Source organism: Thiohalobacter thiocyanaticus (genome assembly GCF_002356355.1).
Lineage (GTDB): Bacteria > Pseudomonadota > Gammaproteobacteria > Thiohalobacterales > Thiohalobacteraceae > Thiohalobacter > Thiohalobacter thiocyanaticus_A.
This window is the reverse complement of the sequence record NZ_AP018052.1, coordinates 3029941-3048816: the sequence shown is the minus strand read 5'-3', so window position 1 is coordinate 3048816 and position 18876 is coordinate 3029941. Positions and strand designations below refer to the sequence as shown.

General features: G+C 67.8%; 17 protein-coding genes. 9 read left to right on the top strand and 8 right to left on the bottom strand.

The features are described from left to right. Positions 1–73: 73 nt before the first annotated feature. Both glk and pgl read right to left on the bottom strand, forming a co-directional pair. Positions 74–1060: a glucokinase gene (glk, locus tag CFK21_RS14085; protein ID WP_157745712.1), complete on the bottom strand. Its 987-nt coding sequence runs from the start codon at positions 1058–1060 to the stop codon at positions 74–76. Beyond that, positions 1057–1800 (bottom strand): 6-phosphogluconolactonase, encoded by a 744-nt coding sequence (gene pgl, locus CFK21_RS14080; RefSeq protein WP_096367246.1) that lies wholly within the window; start codon positions 1798–1800, stop codon positions 1057–1059. The genes glk and pgl overlap by 4 nt, the downstream gene beginning before the upstream one ends. Positions 1801–1954: 154 nt before the next feature. Between pgl and CFK21_RS14075 the strand changes: the two genes are divergently transcribed. Together CFK21_RS14075 and CFK21_RS14070 are read left to right on the top strand one after the other, a co-directional pair. Next, positions 1955–2161, top strand: coding sequence for an acetyltransferase (locus CFK21_RS14075; protein ID WP_096367245.1), 207 nt, complete (start codon positions 1955–1957; stop codon positions 2159–2161). Positions 2162–2325: 164 nt separating this feature from the next. Continuing rightward, positions 2326–2505, top strand: coding sequence for a hypothetical protein (locus CFK21_RS14070; protein ID WP_096367244.1), 180 nt, complete (start codon positions 2326–2328; stop codon positions 2503–2505). A 3-nt stretch (positions 2506–2508) separates the two neighbouring features. Here CFK21_RS14070 and CFK21_RS14065 read toward each other — a convergent pair whose 3' ends face one another. The 6 genes from CFK21_RS14065 to CFK21_RS14045 all read right to left on the bottom strand — a co-directional run bounded on the left by CFK21_RS14065 (position 2509) and on the right by CFK21_RS14045 (position 8986). Beyond that, entirely contained in the window at positions 2509–2952 is a 444-nt protein-coding gene (locus CFK21_RS14065; protein WP_096367243.1) for a universal stress protein, read from the bottom strand. A gap of 25 nt (positions 2953–2977) precedes the next feature. Further along, positions 2978–3139, bottom strand: coding sequence for a hypothetical protein (locus CFK21_RS15340; RefSeq protein ID WP_157745710.1), 162 nt, complete (start codon positions 3137–3139; stop codon positions 2978–2980). 192 nt (positions 3140–3331) lie between these two features. Continuing rightward, entirely contained in the window at positions 3332–4123 is a 792-nt protein-coding gene (gene rsmA, locus CFK21_RS14060) for a 16S rRNA (adenine(1518)-N(6)/adenine(1519)-N(6))-dimethyltransferase RsmA (protein WP_096367242.1), read from the bottom strand. Between the two features lie 117 nt (positions 4124–4240). Further along, a complete protein-coding gene (pdxA, locus tag CFK21_RS14055; protein WP_096367241.1) occupies positions 4241–5230 on the bottom strand; it encodes a 4-hydroxythreonine-4-phosphate dehydrogenase PdxA in 990 nt (329 codons plus the stop codon). Then, positions 5227–6501, bottom strand: coding sequence for a peptidylprolyl isomerase (locus CFK21_RS14050; protein WP_096367634.1), 1275 nt, complete (start codon positions 6499–6501; stop codon positions 5227–5229). Before CFK21_RS14050 ends, pdxA begins: the two co-directional genes overlap by 4 nt. Positions 6502–6565: 64 nt before the next feature. Then, entirely contained in the window at positions 6566–8986 is a 2421-nt protein-coding gene (locus CFK21_RS14045; protein ID WP_096367240.1) for an LPS-assembly protein LptD, read from the bottom strand. A gap of 130 nt (positions 8987–9116) precedes the next feature. Here CFK21_RS14045 and CFK21_RS14040 point away from each other — a divergent pair, with 130 nt between their 5' ends. The 7 genes from CFK21_RS14040 to CFK21_RS14010 all read left to right on the top strand — a co-directional run bounded on the left by CFK21_RS14040 (position 9117) and on the right by CFK21_RS14010 (position 18796). Next, positions 9117–10280 carry an efflux RND transporter periplasmic adaptor subunit gene (locus CFK21_RS14040; RefSeq protein ID WP_157745708.1) on the top strand — a complete coding sequence of 388 codons (1164 nt, stop codon included), beginning with the start codon at positions 9117–9119 and terminating at the stop codon, positions 10278–10280. Between the two features lie 12 nt (positions 10281–10292). Further along, a complete protein-coding gene (locus CFK21_RS14035) occupies positions 10293–13427 on the top strand; it encodes an efflux RND transporter permease subunit (protein WP_096367238.1) in 3135 nt (1044 codons plus the stop codon). 101 nt (positions 13428–13528) lie between these two features. Then, positions 13529–14515: an aminoglycoside phosphotransferase family protein gene (locus tag CFK21_RS14030; RefSeq protein WP_096367237.1), complete on the top strand. Its 987-nt coding sequence runs from the start codon at positions 13529–13531 to the stop codon at positions 14513–14515. Positions 14516–14571: 56 nt separating this feature from the next. Continuing rightward, the gene (murU, locus tag CFK21_RS14025; RefSeq protein ID WP_096367236.1) at positions 14572–15255 is read left to right on the top strand and encodes an N-acetylmuramate alpha-1-phosphate uridylyltransferase MurU; all 684 of its coding nucleotides are present in this window, start codon (positions 14572–14574) and stop codon (positions 15253–15255) included. A 1-nt stretch (position 15256) separates the two neighbouring features. After that, the gene (locus tag CFK21_RS14020) at positions 15257–16690 is read left to right on the top strand and encodes a glutamate-cysteine ligase family protein (RefSeq protein WP_096367235.1); all 1434 of its coding nucleotides are present in this window, start codon (positions 15257–15259) and stop codon (positions 16688–16690) included. Positions 16691–16696: 6 nt separating this feature from the next. Then, on the top strand, positions 16697–17719 hold the full coding sequence (locus CFK21_RS14015) for a M14 family metallopeptidase (RefSeq protein ID WP_096367234.1): 1023 nt from the start codon (positions 16697–16699) through the stop codon (positions 17717–17719). Between the two features lie 15 nt (positions 17720–17734). Continuing rightward, positions 17735–18796 (top strand): hypothetical protein, encoded by a 1062-nt coding sequence (locus tag CFK21_RS14010; protein WP_096367233.1) that lies wholly within the window; start codon positions 17735–17737, stop codon positions 18794–18796. The last annotated feature ends 80 nt before the right edge of the window (positions 18797–18876 follow it).

Here is an 18876-nt window from a genome sequence, read left to right as displayed (position 1 = left end):
ACCGCGTCTGCCAAAAACGGATCGAATAACCCCGGCCCGGAAGCGGCAATGGCCGCGGCAGACGGGCGTCGGTTCAGTCCGCGGCCGCCAGCTGCAGTGCGCCCAGCAGGCCCGGCTGGGGATGAGTGATGATGTGTACCGGAAAGCCCTGCATGAGTTCGCGCATCGGCCCCTTGGCATGGAAGGCGGCGAGGAAGCCCGGCCGTTGCAGCTGTTCCAGCAGGCGCGGGGCGATGCCGCCGGCGAGGTAGAGGCCGCCGTGGGGCAGGGTGGCCAGTGTCCAGTTGCCGGCCTGGGCGCCGTACAGACGCACGAATTCGGCCACGGCCTGTTCGGCTGCCGCGTCGCTGCCGGCGGCGGCTGCAGCGGTGATGCGCGCGGCGGCATCCGCGGCCGCCGGATCGATCGCGGGCGTGCCGTCGATCTGCCGGCACAGGAAACGGTACAGGCGCACCAGGCCGGGGCCGGACACCAGGTGCTCCCAGGAGACGCTGCCCAGCTCCGCCGCCAGCGCCTGGCGCAGTTCCCACTGCAGCGGGGTCTGCGGCGCGAAGTCGGTATGCCCGGCCTCGGCGGCGATGACCTCGCTGCCGCCGCTGGTGCAGGTCACCACGTTGGCATGGCCCAGGCCGGTGCCGGCGCCGATCACGGCGCGGTTGGCGCCGATGACCGGCCGGCCGGGCTGCAGGCAGGCCAGATCGTCCGGTTGCAGGGCGTCCAGTGCATGGCCGACGGCGGCGAAGTCGTTGATCAGCCGCACCCGCCCCAGGCCGTGGTGACGGGCAAGCGCAATGCTGTCCAGATCCCAGGGCAGGTTGGTCACCCGTGCCCGGCCCTGGTCCGGGCGGCCCAGCACCGGTCCGGCGACGGCCAGGCAGGCCCGGGCCGGCGGCGCTTCGCAGCTGTTCAGATAGTCGGCCAGCAGGTTGTCGAACGCGGCGAAATCGCTGCTGGCATAGCGACGTTCGTTGCGCCAGTCGCGCAGGTTCCCGGCCGGTGCCAGCACCAGCCGGGTGTGGGTGCCGCCGATGTCCCCGGCCAGGACCAGTTCCCGGGTCATGCCTGCAGGCCTCCCGCCGCTTGCGCGTCGAGATACCATTCCACCCGGCCCTGCGCCTTGATGCGCTGCGCCGGCAGCGGATCGGCGCCGGCGGGTGTCCCCAGCACCCGGGCGACGGCGCCGGCCTTGTCCGCGCCGGCGACCAGGAACAGCAGGTGGCGGGCGGCCTCGAGCACGGGCAGGGTCAGGGTCAGGCGCCAGTGCTCGCCCGGGCCAGGGTACACCGGTGCCACCCAGTGGGTACGCTCGTCCAGTACCGGGGTGTCGGGAAACAGCGAGGCGGTGTGGCCATCCGCGCCCAGACCAAGCAGGATGAGATCGAAAACAGGCACTCCTGCCTCATTGCGGGGCAGCCTGCGCTCCAGCAGGGCGGCATAGTCGGCCGCGTCCAGATCGATCCGCCCGGGATCGGCCGCCATGGGGTGGATCTGCCCGGCGGTCAGCGGGGCGCAGGCCAGCCAGGCGCTGCGGGCCATGCCGTAGTTGCTGTCCGGGTGGTCCGGCGGTACGGCACGCTCGTCGCCGAAGTAGATCTGCAGTGCCGGCCAGGGCAGCTGGCGCGACCAGTCCGGTTCGGCCAGCAGTGTGTACAGCTGCCGCGGCGTGCTGCCGCCGGCCAGGGCAAGATGGCAGGTGCCGCGTGCGGAGGCCGCTTGCCGGCACAGGGCCGTGACCCGCTCGGCCGCGGCGCGGCTGAGCGCTTCGCGGTCGGCATGGATGCGGCAGTCGAGGTGGGTCATGGCTGAAAAAACGATTGGCTGTCCGTGTCCTGCCGGATGCTCCGGATGATGGCACAAAGGACCTGGCGGGGAAACTGCAGGATTGACAGGGGTCAACACGAACGCAGGCGGAACGGCTATAGTTGTGGGTGACAGACAGTGCAAAGGAGACGGCATGTACCTCAAAGACAAAATCAATGGTGACCTGATCGAGATCCTGGACACGGGGGCCCTGTTCGACCCCTGTCGGGACGAGGTGACCGGACGCATGCATGCCGGCGAGGAAATGCAGGACCCGGCCAGCTATCCCAAGACCGGCCTGGTATTCCCCTCCGGCGAGGCGTTGCCGCGCTGCTGGGTCGATCCGAAATACCGCGGCTGAGCCGCATCCGGAGGCTACGCGACGGGGAGAATGTGACCCCCGTCACGGCAGGCAGCGCCCACCGGTCTAGAATTGCGTCGCAATTCCTCAAGTTTCGGTGCCATCGGACCGATCCTTGCATAACAAGAGGGGCGGGCAATCATGCCTGCCAGAGAGCGAGGGATATGCGACACCATTATCGAAAACCCGATCCGCTGGTCCTGCTGGCCGTGTTCGTCGGGCTGGGCGTGGTCGTGACCACCGGCACCCTGGCCGTGGGCACGGATCCGGCGCCGGCTGCCGTCACCTCGGCCGCGGCCGATCACCCGACCGTCTACGGCTACAGCCCCACGCTCCGGCGCTAAGGCTCAGGCCGGCCGGATCCGCACCGCCAGGACGTCGCAGGGCGCGCCCTGGAGCACCCCGTTGGCGGTCGATCCCAGCAGGCGGCCCAGGCCGTGGCGGCCATGGCTGCCGATCACGATCAGATCCGCCTTCTGTTCCTCGGCCACGCGCAGGATCTCGTGCTTGGTCGAGCCGGTCTCCAGATGGTGTTTGATCTCCCCCGGCCAGTCCATCGAGGCGGCCATTTCCGCGAGCTTGTTGCGCGCGGTTTCGATCACCTGGGTCTCCAGGGTCACGTCCTCCGGCAGTACCAGTTCGCTGGCCAGGTCCAGGTGCAGGAATTCCACCACGTGCACCAGCGACAGGCGGGCCTGGCCGTGGGCGGCGACCTGCATGGCGCGGCGGGTGACCTGCTCGAAGTCCGGCATGAAATCGACCGCGACCAGCACATGTGAATATTCGGACATCAGACAGGCTCCATGTTGAGGGGGGTCAGAGTGGACGGTTGGCGTCACCGACATCCTCGATGAACTGACTGTCACCGAACGGATCGCTCGGCGCGAACAGGATGACGAACACGAAGATGGCGACGATCAGACCGAAGCCAATCAGCATCACGAGTATATCGGTGGGCTTTTTCCTGCGCCTGGCCATGCCGGAGCCCTCCCTCCGTTGCTTGCCTGTCTCGAGTATATCGGCTGACCCTGGGCGGGGAAAGCCTGCGGTTCCATAAGATGTAGGTCGGGTTAGCCCGATAGGGCGTAACCCGACACTGGCTTCCGCATGTCGGGTTACGCTGCGCTAACCCGACCTACCATGCTGGCTTTGAAAGCCTCTGCGTTGAAATCATCCGTCCTGTAACGATGGCAGCATGCTCAGGCGGGCGAATTCCTCCAGGGTCAGGGTCTCGGCGCGGCGGCCGGGGTCGATGCCGGCGGCCTCGAGTTGCGCGGCATCGATCACGCCCTTCAGATTGTTGCGCAGGGTCTTGCGGCGCTGGGCGAAGGCCAGTCGCACCCGCCCGGCGAACCGCTCCGGGTCGATGGCATAACGCGGAGTGGGCAGCGGGGTCAGGCGCACGAAGGCTGAGTCCACCTTCGGCGGCGGACGGAAGGCGCCGGGGCCCACGGTGAACAGCGGTTCCACCTCGCACAGCATCTGCAGCATCACCGACAGCCGGCCGTAGTCCTTCCCGCCGGGCGCGGCGGCCATGCGCTCGACCACTTCCTTCTGCAGCAGAAAATGCATGTCGCGGATGCAGCCGGCCTGGCCCAGCAGATGGAACAGCAGCGGGGTGGAGATGTTGTAGGGCAGATTGCCCACCACCCGCAGCGGCGGCGGCTGCTCCAGGGCGCAGAAATCGGTCTTCAGGGCGTCGCCGCTGTGGATGATCAACTCGCCCGGATGCCGGCTGCGCTCGGTCTCCAGCCGGGCGCACAGGTCGCGGTCCAACTCGATGACCTCCAGCCGGCCCAGGCGCGACAGCAGATCCCAGGTGAGCGCGCCCTGGCCGGGGCCGATCTCCACCAGGGCCTGGCCCGGCTGCGGGTCGATGGCGGCGAGCATGCGCTCGAGGCTGCCGCGGTCATGGAGAAAGTTCTGGCCGAAGCGCTTGCGCGGCCGATGGGCGGACGTCAATTTGTTTTACTCCTACGCCTTCATGATACCGCGGCTGCCGTAGGTCGGATCAGCCTGAAAGGCGTAATCCGACACCGCGCGCGGAGCCCGCGTCGGGTTACGCTGCGCTAACCCGACCTACGTAACACATCCTTGACGTACCATTTTCAGCGCCGTGGCGATGGCCAGGCGCAGGCTGGCGTCGCTGGCCCGGCCGCTGCCGGCCAGTTCCAGCGCGGTGCCGTGATCGACCGAGGTGCGGGCAAAGGGCAGGCCCAGGGTGATATTCACGGCCCGGCCGAAGCCCTTGTATTTCAGCACCGGCAGGCCCTGGTCGTGATACATCGCCAGCACCGCGTCGGCCTCGTCCAGGTACCTGGGCGTGAACAGGGTGTCGGCGGGCAGCGGACCGATGAGCTGCATGTGCTCCTGCTCACGCAGTTCCTCCAGTACCGGGGCGATGATCTCGATCTCCTCGCGGCCGAGATGGCCGCCTTCCCCGGCGTGGGGGTTGAGGCCGGCGACCAGGATGCGGGGCCGCGCCAGGCCGAACCAGCGTTGCAGGTCGCGCTCGAGGATGCGCAGCACCTGCCGCAGACTGCTGCGGGTGATGTGGCGCGGGATGTCGCTCACGGCCAGGTGGGTGGTGGCCAGGGCCACGCGCAGGCCCTCGGTGGCCAGCATCATCACCACGTTCGCCGTGCCGGTGCGCTCGGCCAGGTACTCGGTGTGGCCGGTGAAGGCGATGCCGGCCTCGTTGATCACGCCCTTGTGCAGCGGCGCGGTGACCAGGGCGTCGAAACGCCCGTCGATGCAGCCATCGATGGCGGCATCCAGGGTGTGCAGGACATAGGGGGCGTTGGCCGGGTCCAGCTGGCCGCTGCGGCAGGGGCGGGCCAGCGAGATCGGCAGTACGTTCAGCCGTCCCTGGCGGTGGGTTTCGGTGGCCGGGTGCGTATCGAGTTCGACCGCCAGCCCGAGTTCGTCCGCCCGCTGCGCCAGCAGGTCGGGGTCGGCGACCACCGTCAGGGCGCAGGGCAGTTCGGCGGCGGCCAGGGCCAGGCACAGATCGGGACCGATGCCGGCGGGTTCGCCGGGGGTCAGGGCCAGATGGGCGGGTGCGGTCATGCCCCGGAGGGTGGCTCCAGCCGGTACTCGATGTAGGATTCGTCGCGCAGCCGCCGCAACCAGAGTTCCATCTCCTCGTCGGTCTTGCGCTGGCGGATCATCTCCCGGGCGCGGGCGCGCTGGTAGTCTTCCGTGCTGTCGCGCTCGCGCCGCTCCAGGACCTGGATCAGGTGCCAGCCGAAGCGACTCTGGACCGGCTCGCTGATCTCGCCCGGGGCGAGTTTGTTCATGGCCTGTTCGAACTCGGGCACCATGTCGCCCGGGTTGACCCAGCCCAGGTCGCCGCCGTTGGAGGCCGAGACCTTGTCGGTGGAATGCGAGCGCGCCAGTTCGGCGAAATCGGCCCCGGTTTCCAGCCGGCCGCGCAGCTGCTCGATGCGCAGCCGGACATCGGCCTCGCTGGTCATCTCGTCCGGCTGGAGCAGGATATGGCGCACCCGGCTCTGGGTGATGACGTGGCGCTCTTCGCCGCGCACGTCGATCAGCTTGATGATGTGAAAGCCGCTGGGGCTGCGGATCAGATCGCTGATCTCGCCCGGTTGCATGTCGCGTACGACGTCGGCGAACAGGCTGGGCAGCTGGGCAGCCTTGCGCCAGCCGAGGTCGCCGCCCTCGAGAGCGGTCTCGCTCTCGGAGACGGCCACGGCGGTCTCGCTGAAATCGGCGCCGCCGCGCAGTCGATCCAGCACCCCGGTGGCCTTGCGCTCGGCGGCCTGGATCTGTTCGGGAGAGGCGGCCTCGGGCGTGGCGATGAGGATATGGCCCAGGTGATAGTCGCGGGTCTGATCGCTCCAGGCGGTCTGGCTGGCCAGCAGGTTGTCGACCTCCTGGTCACTGATGTCGATGCGGTTGATGACCGTCTGCTGGCGCAGGCGGTTGATCATGATCTGGCTGCGCAGTTCCTCGCGGAAGGCGGCGTAGTCCATGCCCTCGCGTTCCAGGGTCTGGCGGAACTCGGTGAGGGTGACGCCGTTCTGGGCCGCGATATTGCGCAGGTTGGCGTTGAGGGTCTCGTCATCGACCTCGATGTTGTTGCGTTCGGCCACCTGCAGCTGGAGCCGCTCCATGATCAGTCGCTCCAGCACCTGGCGTTCCAGCTGGGCCGGGTCGGGCGCCTGGGTGTTCTGCTGCGCCAGCTGCGAACGCACCAGCTGCACCTTGTCCTCCAGTTCGCTGGCGAGGATGACGTCGTCGTTGACCACGGCCACGATGCGGTTGATGGGCTGGGCGGCGGCCGGCGCGGACAGGCCGAGCAGCAGGCCCAGGAACATGAATATCGGCAGGAGTCTCGTATGCATGGCGTCCATGATATCAGATGTGCCGGGGTCGGATAGCTCAGGGGCGGTAGCCGAGCACACTCTCCTCGATCAGTTCCTGCACCGGCAGCCCCAGGCTGGTCAGGCCCTTGAACTCGAACTGCAGCATGATCGCGAGGTTGCGCTCGCCGGAACTGCCGGCGGTGCCGCTGGTGACCGAGTTGATGAAGTCGCGCACCGCCAGCCGGGCGATCCAGCAGCAGCTTTCGTATTCCACCCCGGCCAGGGCCTCGAGCAGCTGGTCGTCCTCCAGCGAGTAGTACCAGCGGCCCACGGCGTGCCAGCGCTCGGTCAGGTACCAGAAGCCGTTGATGTCGACCTGCTCCAGGGTGCCGTCGCGGAAGCGGTGCGAGAGATTGAGGATATGGCGCGCATCCGGTCGGTATTGCAGACGGTAGCTCTGGCGGTCGACCCGCTCGGCCTCGGGGTCGTACTGGATGCCGGCGTTGAAGCTGAGCGCCCGGGTGATGTTCAGGTTCAGGTCGGCGACGATGTTGGAACTGTCACGCGTCTCGGGTGCCTGTCCCGGGTTGAGGGTCACATCGCGGTCGCGGAAGTAGTACAGCTGACCGATGCCGAAGCGCAGCCGCTCATAGCCGGTGCGCGGGTCCAGGATGCGCGAGGTGATCGCGGCGGCCAGCTGGTTGGCGTCGCCGAAGCGGTCGCGGCCGCTGAAGCGGTTGACCGCGAACAGCTGCGAGAAGCGGAAGTCGGACAGGCCGGTGTCGAAGCGCGGGATGTCGTCCTGGTCCTCGTGCGGTGCGTAGAGATAGAACAGCCGCGGCTCCAGGGTATGCAGGTAGGTGTCGCCGCCCAGCCGCAGGTCGCGTTCCAGGAACAGGGTGGCGTCCAGGAAGCCGTAGGGGACGGTCAGGTCGGGTTCCTCGGGGGCGCCTGCGGCGGTGTTGTCCAGCTGGTAACGGGTGTGGAACAGACCCGCGCCGGGCGTGATGTGATAGGCGTTGCGCAGCCAGGGCAGTTCCAGTACCGGTTCCAGGTGCCCGCGGGTGCCGGTGACGCGGGTGTCGTGCTCGAAACGCACCAGTTCGCTGTTGAGGCGCAGGTCCAGCCCCCAGGGATTCCAGCCCGGGGCCGGGTGGGCGCTGAACAGCAGCTGGGGCAGGCGCTGCAGCGGTTCGGTGGTGATGCTGGGGTCGGCGACCACATAGTCGTCGACGCGGCCGGTGAGATTCCAGCCCCGGCCCTGATAGCGGGCCTGGGCATAGCGGCGGATATAGGTACGGCTGGTGTCGTCCAGATTGCTGCCCAGATCCTCGAAGTAATGGCGGTCGGAGATGTCGAGAAAATCGATCTGGGTGCTCAGATGCGGGCTGATCCGGGCCTCGTGCTCGAAGCCGAGCAGGTAGCGATCGTCGTCGAATTCCTGATCCGCGGGCAGCCCCTCCAGATCCAGCTGGCCTGAGTGGCTTGGCTGCAGGAAGCGGTACTCACCGATCAGCTGTACGCCGCGCTTGCTCATCAGACGCGGCGTGATGGTGGCGTCATGGTTCGGTGCGATGTTCCAGTAATAGGGGATGGAAATGTCGGCCCCCGTCTCTTCCGAAGCGCCCAGGCTGGGCACCAGAAACCCGGACTTGCGCCGGTCGTCCAGCGGAAAGCTCAGGTAGGGCGTGTACAGGATGGGGACGTCCTTGACGCGCAGGGTGGCGTGCCAGGCCCGGCCCTCGCCCTTGTCCTGGTGCAGGTAGACCTCGCGGGCCTGGATATGCCAGTCGCTGCGGCCGGGATCGCAGGTGGTGTAGGTGGCTCGTTCCAGACGCTTGAGGATGTCGGATTCCTGGTACACGACCTCGGCTTCGCCGCGGCCGTGGCGCTGGGGTACCTGGTAGATCACCTGGTGGATCTCGCCGGTGTCGTCGGCCAGGTTGAGATGGCCCCATTGGCCCTGGGTCAGGATGTCGGGCTGCTCGATGCGCAGGTTACCTTCGGCCTCGACCCGGGAAGCGGCGTCGTCATAGGTCAGGCGATCGGCCAGGATGCGCTCGCCGTCGCGTTCGACCAGGGCGCTGCCGGTCAGGACATAGATCTGCTGCTGACGGATCTCGGCCTGATCGCCTTCGAGGTAGGTCTGACGCCGGTCCGGTGCCGGCAGCGGTGCCGACGGTGCGGCGGCGGGCCGGCACAGCCGCCAGGTGGGGTCGGCGGCCGGCGGCGTGGCTGCAGGGGCCGCGGCAGGTGCGCGGCCGGTTGGCGGCGAGCTCGGGGCAACCGCAGCGGGCGCGGCCGCTGTCGGCGGCGGTGTGGTGCCGCCCGTGGCCGGCACGGCCGGTGCGGTGGCGGTCGCCGCCGCGGCCGGTCGGCAGTCCCAGCCGTCGCCAGCGGCGGCCGGTCGGCACTGCCAGGGTGTGGCGGCCTGGGCCGGGGACAGGCTGGCAGCCAGCACGGCGGTGCTGCAGGCCGCGCGGGTCAGCAGGGTCAAAACAGGGGATCGGCTCACGGTCGGCTGTATATTTATGTTTGCAAAGGCTCCTGGCGGGCGCCCCGTAAAATCGCATAGAATGGGTTTTCCTTCAAATCCCGCCGCTTCCGACACCGTAAAACCCCGCCCCGTGATTCGATCCAGGTTCCCGTACAAATCCCTGTCGCTGCTGGCCCTGGTCGCGATTGCCGTCGCCCTGGTGCTGACCCGGCCGGCCCCGCCGCCGGCTGCGGGCGAGCCGCCGCCGCTGCGGGTACGGGTCGCGACCGTGGCGCAGGAGGACGTCACGCCGCTGGAGCGGGTCAGCGGCCGGCTGCAGGCCGCGCGCCAGAGCCGGCTGCGGTTCGAGGTCGGCGGCCAGGTGGAGCGGCGCCGGGTGGAGCCGGGGATGCAGGTCGGCGCCGGCCAGCCGCTGCTGGAACTGGACGCCGCCGATCTGCGTGCCGCCGTGACCGAGGCCCGGGCCGGGTTCAGCCAGGAACAGACCCAGATCGAGCGCGACCGGCGGCTGCTGGTACTGGCGCGGGACAATGTGGCGTTGCAGCGGGACGAGGTGCGGCGGCTGGAATCGCTCAGCGCGCGCGAACTCGGCTCGGCCAGCCAGCTCGACGCGGCCCGCGGGCAGCTGCTGCAGCTGGAGGCTGAACTGGCCCGGCTGCAGGCCGGCGTGGACACCGCCGAGGCGCGCCTGGCGCTGCGCCGGACCGCGCTGGAACGGGCCGAACGCGACCTGGCGCGCAGCGTGCTGAAGGCGCCCTTCGCCGGTGTGGTCAATGCGGTCGCGCTGGAGACGGGCGACTATGTCACCCCCGGGGGCGAGGCGGTGACGCTGGTCGATCCGACGGCGCTGGATTTCTATGCCGAGTTGCGCGGCGAGGTGGCGCGCGCCCTGGCCCCGGGGCAGGCGGTGACCGTCGAGGTCGACGGCCGGATGCTGGAGGGGCGCATCCTGGCCCTGCAGGCCGAGCCGGACGAGACCACCTTCACCCACGCCGTGCGGGTACGCCTTGACGGGGCGCATGCCAGTCCGGGTGAGCTGGCCATGGCGGCGTTTCCCCTGCGCCGGCGCGAGGCCGCCCGGCTGATTCCGGTGACCGCGGTGCTGCGCGACGAGGGCCGCAGCTATGTGTTCCGGGTGACCGACGGCCGGCTGGAACGGCTGCCGGTCGAACTGGGGCTGCGTCTGGATTCACGCTATATCGTCCGCACCGGGCCGGCGGCGGGGCAGGTCATCGTGGCCCGTGACGTGGCCGCACTGAGCGACGGCCAGCCGGTCGAGATCGTCGGCGACTAGCTGCAGCCTTCCATGATTCGTTATGCCATCGACCATCCCCTGATCATCAACCTGCTGCTGGCGGTGGTGGTGATCATCGGCGTGACCTCCTGGCAGGCCATGCCGCAGGAGATGTTCCCGGTGGTGGAGAAGGACATGGTGCGCATCGACACCGTGTTCGAGGGTGCCTCGCCCGAGGAGGTCGAGCAGCAGGTGACTCTGCCCATCGAGGACGCCTTCGACGGCATGTCCGACATCGAGACCCTGACCTCGACCAGCAACGAGGGCCTGTCCAACGTCACCATCGAACTCAAGCCCACCGCCGACGTGGACCAGTTCATGCGCGACGCCCAGACCGCGCTGGACCAGATCGACGATCTGCCCGAAGAGGCCGAGGAGCCGGAACTGCGCCGGCTGGAGACGCGGTTTCCGGTCATCAGCATGAGCCTGTACGGCGAGGTGGCGCGCGGCTATCTCTACGACACGGCCGAGGACGTCAAGCGGCGCATGCTCAACGTGCCGGGTGTGGCGGCGGTGGGCGTGGCCGGCGACCGCGAATGGGAATTGTGGATCGAGATCGACCCGCATGTGCTGGCCGCCTACCGGGTGGCGGTCCCCGACCTGGTGCGGGCGGTGCGCGAGAACCTGCGCGATCTGCCGGGCGGTTCGATCGAGGCCGCCGAGGGCGACATCCTGCTGCGCGGCAAGGGCGCCCGGCCGCAGCCGCAGGACGTGGCGCAGATCGTGGTCCGCGCAAGCCCCAGCGGCGGCCAGCTCACCCTGGGCATGCTGGCCGAGGTCGGGCTGCGGCTGGAGGAGCCGCTCACTCTGGGCCGTTTCAACGGCAAGCCCTCGGTCAACCTGACCGTGACCAAGACCGCCGATGCCTCCACCATCGAGGTGTCCGAACGCATCCGCGCCCTGGCCGCACAGCTGGATCGCGAACTGCCGCCCAGCATCCGCACCGGCCTGTTCAGCGATCTGTCGGTGTACGTGAAGAACCGCCTGGACACGGTCAAGTCCTCCGGCGCCGTGGGGCTGGTGCTGCTGTTGCTGTCGCTGTATCTGTTCCTCAATTTCCGCATCGCGCTCATTACGGCGCTGGGCATCCCGGTCTCATTCCTGGTGGCGGTGGCGGCCATTCACTACCTGGGCTTCACCATCAACATGGTGTCGCTGTTCGCCTTCCTCATCGCCCTGGGCCTGATCGTCGACGACGCCATCATCGTCAACGAGAACATCTACCGTCACATGGAGGAGGGACTGCCCGCCCGCCAGGCGGCCGAGACCGGCGCGCGCGAGGTGTTCTGGCCGGTGGTGGCCTCCACCGCCACCACCATAGCCGCCTTCATTCCCATGTTCGCCATCGGCGGCACCATGGGCGCCTTCATCCAGGTCATCCCGGTGGTGGTCAGCGCCGCCCTGCTGGGCTCGCTGTGGGAGGCCTTCGGCGTGTTGCCCTCGCATGCCAACGAACTGCTGCGGGTGCGCCCGCGCGGCGCCCGGGCCACCCGCATCGACTGGCAGGGCTGGCTGAAACGCTACCTCGGCGTACTCGACTGGAGCCTGCGCAACCGTTACTTCGTCACCCTGTTCGCGCTGCTCACGCTGGTGCTGGCGCTGGCCTATGCGCTCACGCGCCTGCCCTATGAGCAGTTCGGCAATGTCGACATCGGCCAGTTCTTCGTCAACGCCGAGGCGCCCAACACCTACAGCCTGGAGGACTCCGAGCGCCTGGCGCGCGACATGGAGCGGGTGGTGTTCGAGACCCTGGACGAGCATGAGTTGGACACCCTGCTGACCAACGTCGGCGTGAGCCTGATCGATTTCAACCGCTCGAAAATGGGCAGCCATTACATCCAGCTCATCATCGACCTGAAGAAGCCCCGGCCGCGCGGTTTCATCGAGCGCTTCGTCAACCCGGTGGTGAATCTCAGCTTCAGCTGGGAAGGCGAGCGCGAGCGTCGGACCGAAGCCATCATCAACGACATCCGCCAGCGCCTGCAGCGCCTGCCGGGGCTGCAGCGCATGTCCATCCTGCGCCCGCAGGGCGGGCCGGCCGGGGCCGACATCGAGGTCGGGGTGGTGGGGCGCGACATCGAGCGCCTGCGCGGCGAGGCCGAGCGCGTCATGGACTGGCTGCGCCGTCAGCCCGGCGTGTATGACGTGCAGCAGGACCTGGAGACCGGCAAGCTGGAATACCTGTACCGGCTGAACGCTCGCGGGCGCGAACTGGGCGTGACCCAGGAGCAGCTGGCGCAGGCGGTGCGCACCGGCTACCTGGGCCAGGAAGTGGTGCAGGTCACCCACCGCGAAGAGCGTATCCCGGCGCGGGTCATCTACACCGAGCCGGTACGCGAGCAGGCGCAGCTGGAGGCGCTGCCGGTGGTGCTGGTCGACGGCCGGCTGGTCTACCTGGGCGATGTGGCCAGCCTGGAGCTGGACCGCGGCCTGAGCACCATCCACCGCCGTGACGGTCAGCGCCTGGCCACCATCACCGCCGAGGTCGACAGCCGGATCAACACCTCGCTGGAGGTGGCCGACGGCCTGCGCGCGGCCTTCCCGGAGCTGGACCGTGCCGACGGCGACTACCGGCTGCTGTTCCTGGGCGAGAAGAAGGAGGCGGCCGATTCCATGGCCGATGCCCGGCGGGCATTGATCATTTCGCTGTTCATCATCTTTCTGATCCTGGCGGCGCTGTTCAATTCCATCCTGGATCCGCTGGTGGTCATGTTCGCCATCCCCTTCGGCCTGGTCGGTGTGGTGTTCGGCCATGCCCTGTTCGATTACAACCTGCAGTTCCTGTCGGTGATCGGCTTCCTGGCCCTGACCGGTATCGTGGTCAACGATTCCCTGATCCTGGTGGATTTCGCCAAGCGGCGCCGGGCGGAAGGGCTGGACCGCATCCAGGCCCTGGTCGAGGCCGGCCGGGTGCGCATTCGGCCGATCCTGCTCACCAGCATAACCACCTTCCTGGGCATCTCGCCGCTGATCTTCTTCGCCAGCGGTCAGACCGCCTTTCTCTCGCCCATGGCGGTGAGTCTGGGATTCGGGTTAATGTTTGCCACGGCGCTGATTCTGGTCGGGGTGCCCTGCTTCTATCTCATCGCCGATGATGTGCGGGCGAAGGTGAGGGGGCGCTGGCTGCCGGCGAAGACCTTAACGTAGGATGGGTGGAGCGCAGCGCAACCCATCGTCGTCTGCCATGTTGATGGGTTACAGCGCTTCGCGCTTCCACCCATCCTACGGTCTGATAACAAGGAGTATGCTTGGACCAACGTCTGGAACAACTCAAACAATGGCTCGCCGACATCGGCCAGCCTTTCGACGCCATCGAGCCGGCCTCGGCCGATGCCAGTTTCCGCCGTTATTTCCGCCTGACCGACGGCGAGTCCACCCGTATTGTCATGGACGCGCCGCCGGAGAAGGAGGACAGCGCGCCCTTCGTCGATATCGCCGCTCGGCTGCAGGAGGCCGGGGTCAGCGTGCCCGGCGTGCTGGAGCAGGACCTGGCCCAGGGCTTCGTGCTGCTGGGCGACCTGGGCCATACCCTCTATCTCGACGCACTGGACGCGGACACCGTGGAGGGATTGTATGGTGACGCCCTCGAGGCCCTGGTGGCCATGCAGGCCGGTGCCGACACGAAGGGGCTGCCGCCCTACGACACCGAACTGCTGGACCGCGAGATGCGCCTGTTCAGCGATTGGCTGCTGCAGCGTCAACTCGGTCTCGAACTGACCGCCGCCGACCGTGATCTGCTGGAGACGGCCTTCGCCGGCCTGATCGACACTGCACTGCAACAGCCGCAGGTGTTCGTGCACCGGGACTATCATTCCCGCAACCTGATGCTGTTGCCCACCCAGAATCCCGGCATTATCGATTTCCAGGATGCGGTGCGCGGCCCGCTGACCTACGACCTGGTCTCGCTGCTGCGCGACTGCTACATCGCCTGGCCGCGCGAGCAGGTCAATACCTGGGCGCTGGGTTACCGGGCACTGGCCATCCGCTCCGGCGTGCTGGCCCCGGAGGCCGCGACCGAACAGGATTTCCTGCGCTGGTTCGACTGGATGGGGGTGCAGCGGCATCTGAAGGCCGTCGGCATTTTCGCCCGCCTCAACCTGCGTGACCGCAAGCCCGGCTATCTCAAGGATATTCCCCGCACCCTGGGCTACATCGTCGAGGTCGCACCGGACTACGACGAGTTGCGTCCCTTGGGCGAGTTCATCCGCGCGCGGGTGCTGCCGGGCCTTGGCTGAGAGGGACGCCCCCGCTTCTTTGTGTCGATTGTCCGTTTTGTGGTTAAGTTGCCCCCATGAAAGCCATGATCCTGGCCGCCGGCCGCGGCGAGCGCATGCGGCCGCTGACCGACCATACCCCCAAGCCGCTGCTGCCGGTGGCCGGCCGGGCGCTGATCGATTATCACCTCGAGGCGCTGGCCCGGGCCGGGCTGCGCGAGGTGGTGATCAACCATGCCCATCTGGGCGTGCAGATCGAGGCCGCGCTGGGCAATGGCAGCCGCCACGGCCTGCGCATCAGCTATTCGCCCGAGCCTGAGGGGGCGCTGGAGACCGGCGGCGGCATCCTGCAGGCCCTGTCCAAGCTCGGGCCGGATCCGTTCCTGGTCATCAATGGCGACATCTGGACCGACTATGACTATGCCCGGCTGCCGCAGCGACTCGACGGGCTGGCGCACCTGGTGTTGGTCGACAATCCGCCCCAGCATCCCGACGGCGATTTCCATCTCCACACTGACGGCCGACTGCGCGAGACCGGCGGAGTGCGCCTGACCTTCAGCGGCATCGGCGTCTATCATCCGGACCTGTTCACCGGCTGCGAGCCGGGCCGCTTCCCGCTGGCGCCGCTGCTGCGTCGGGCCATCGCGCAGGGGCAGGTCAGCGGCGAACACTTTACCGGCCGCTGGGTCGATGTCGGCACGCCGGAAAGGCTGCGCGAGCTGGACCGTGCATTGATTGCCGCCGCCGGTAGTCCGGACTGACATGGGCCAGGAGATCCAGCAGTACCATTTCAGCAGCGCCGATTTCGACAGCTTCCGGGAGCGCGTGCGCAACGAGACCCTGCGCCTGGCGGAGTGGTTCCGCGACGGGGCCTTCTCCACCCGCGACCGGGTGATCGGGCTGGAACTGGAAGCCTGGCTGATCGACCGCGAGGCGCAGCCGGCGCCCATCAACACCGAGTATCTACGAACCCTCAACGACCCCATGGCCGTGCCCGAACTGGCCCGCTTCAATATCGAACTCAACGTGCATCCCCAGTCGTTGACCGGCACGGCCCTGTCGAAGCTGCATGCCGACCTGCGCCGCACCTGGGAGCACTGCTACCACGTGGCCGAGGACTTCGATGCCCGGCTGCTGATGACCGGTATTCTGCCCACGCTGGAGGACCGGCATCTGGTCATGGCCAACATGTCGGAGATGAAACGCTACCGGGCGCTGAACGAACAGGTGCTGCTGCAGCGCCAGGGCCGGCCGCTGCGGCTGGACATCCGCGGCAACGAGACCCTGCGCACCGAACACCGGGACGTGATGCTGGAATCCGCCTCGACCTCCTTCCAGTTGCACCTGAAGGTCAATCTCGACCGTGCCGCCCGCTACTACAACCTGGCGCAGATGCTGTCGGCGCCGCTGGTCGCCGTGTCCGCCAACTCGCCCTACCTGTTCGGGCGCGACCTGTGGGACGAGACCCGCATCCCGGTGTTCGAGCAGTCGGTCGAGGTCGGCGGCCACGCCGCCGCCTCTCACGGCCCGGTGCACCGGGTCAGCTTCGGCACCGGCTATGTGCACGGCTCGCTGTTCGAGACCTTCCAGGAGAACTGCGACCACTTTCCGGTGCTGCTGCCGATCGAATACGATGTGCCGCCGGAGCAGCTGGCTCACCTGCGCCTGCACAACGGGACCATCTGGCGCTGGAACCGGCCGCTGATCGGCTTCGACGACGACGGCACCCCGCACCTGCGCATCGAACACCGGGTGATCCCGGCCGGCCCGACCCTGGCCGACGGCATCGCCAATGCCGCTTTCTTCTACGGCCTGATCTTCGAATTGGGCGAGCGTGACGAGGTGTTGGAATGGCGGCTGCCCTTTGCCACTGCACGTGACAATTTCTACGCCGCCGCGCGCCACGGCCTGGAGGCCCAGGTCACCTGGTTCGACGGGAAGCGGGTACGCATGCAGGCCCTGCTGGTCGACAAACTGCTGCCGCTGGCACGCCGTGGGCTGGAGCGGTTGGAACTGGATGGCGATGACATCGAGCACTACACCGGGATCATCAGGCAGCGCCTGCGCAACGGCTGCAACGGCGCCGCCTGGCAGCGGGCCTGGGTGGCCCGGCACGGTCGTGACTGGCAGGGGCTGACCGAGGCCTGCCTGGAGCGTCAGCGCACCGATACGCCGGTGCATGAGTGGGATATCTGAACCGACATGCTCAATATCAGCGAACGGATACCCGATGGTTTGTTGAGCGCCGAGGCCACCGAGTTGGAGGCGCTGTTCGGCGGTCCCACCCTGCTGCACCTGCCGGGGCGGCAGGAAGCGCCCCTGTTCGTCTCAGTGCTGCTGCACGGCAACGAAGACACGGGCTTCTATGCCGTGCGCAAGCTGCTGAACAAGTATCAGGGTCGGGAACTGCCGCGGGGCCTGTCGATCTTCTTCGGCAATGTTGCTGCCGCCGCTCAGGGTCGTCGGCGGTTGGACGGTCAGCCCGACTACAATCGGGTCTGGCCCGGCAGCGAGCAGCCGGAATGCGCCGAGCAGGCCATGCTGCGCGAGGTGGTGCAGCAGATGGAGGCGCGCAGGGTATTCGCGGCCATCGACGTGCACAACAATACCGGCCTGAATCCGCATTACGCCTGCGTCAACCGCATCGATCACCGCTATTTCCACCTGGCGACCCTGTTCTCGCGCACCCTGGTCTACTTCACCCGTCCGCGCGGCGTGGCCTCGCTGGCCTTCGCGCCCCTGTGCCCGTCGGTGACAGTGGAATGCGGACGTCCGGGCCAGGCCCATGGCGTGGACCATGCCATGGAGTTCATCGAGGCGGCGCTGCACCTTTCGGAGATTCCGGTGCATCCGGTGGCCCCGCATGACATCGATCTGTTCCATACCGTGGTCACGGTCAAGGTGCCGGACGGGATCGACTTCGGGTTCGGTCGCCCGGGTGCGGCCCTGGACTTCCTGCCCGATATCGATCATCTGAACTTCCGTGAACTGTCCACGGGCACCGAGCTGGCGCGGGTGAACGGCGTCGGCGGGGAACTGCTGGAAGCGCGTGACGAGCGCGGCCGCAATGTATGGGACGCGTACTTCTACATTGAAGATGACCGGCTGCGGCTGCGGCGCCCGGTCATGCCCTCCATGTTCACCCTGGATGAGCGCATCGTGCGTCAGGACTGCCTGTGCTACCTGATGGAGCGCTACGAACTGGTGCCGCCGGAGCAGGACTGAAACCATCCCTTGCCCATGCGTCTGCTGACTGCCATCACACCCCACGGCTACGGCCATGCCGCTCAGGCGCTGGTCGTGCTCGAGGCCCTGTGTGCGCGTCGCCCGGACCTCGAGCTGCACATCGCCACCACGGTACCCGAGGCCTTCCTGCGCAGCCGCCTGGATCATCCCTTCCACTACCATATGCGTGCCACCGACTTCGGGCTGAAGATGAGCTCGGCCCTGGAGATCGATCTGCCGGCCAGTGCCGAGGCCTATGCCGCGCAGGCGCGGATGTGGGATTCGCTGCTCGAGGCCGAAACCGCCTTTCTGGATGCCCTGCGGCCCGATCTGCTGCTGGCCGATGTGCCCTACCTGCCGCTGGCTGCGGCGCAGCGCACCGGGGTGCCGGCCGTGGCCCTGTGCTCGCTCAACTGGGCCGATATCCACAGCCACTATTTCCATGACCGGCCCGAGGCGGGGCAGGTCCGGGAACGGCTGCTCGCGGCCTACAACAGTGCCCGGGTGTTTCTGGCACCGGAACCGCACATGCCCATGCCCGATCTGGTTAACCTGCGGACCATCGGGCCATTGGCGCGCACGGGCGCGAACCGCCGCGCGACAATCGATGCCAGGCTGGGCCTTGCCCCCGACGACCGCCTGGTGCTGATCGCGCTCGGTGGGGTGCAGGGCCGGTTGCCTATGGAGCGGTGGCCGCGAACCCCGGGCCTGCACTGGCTGGTCCGGGAGGACTGGCGGGTGGAGCGTCCCGATTGCCATGCCATCGAGTCGCTGCAGATGCCGTTCACGGATATCCTCACCAGCTGCGACGCCCTGCTGGGCAAGATCGGTTACGGCAGCGTGACCGAATGCGCGGTCAACACAACCCCCATGCTGTATATCCCGCGCGCCGACTGGCCGGAGGAGCCGTATCTCGCCGGCTGGCTGGAGCGGCATGGCATTATTGCGCGGGTGGAGCAGCAACAGGTGGAGACAGGGGATCTGGCTGCGCGAGTGGAGCAGATGCTGCGTTGCCCCCGTCCGTCTGCCCCCCTCGCCGATGGCGCAGAAGAGGCGGCCGGGTTTCTGCTGAGGTAGGTCCGGATCGCGGATGAACCCGGTTCAGCATGGATGAGGTGTACTCATGGCTGGCGTCGTGGCCGGATCTCACCCCGGCA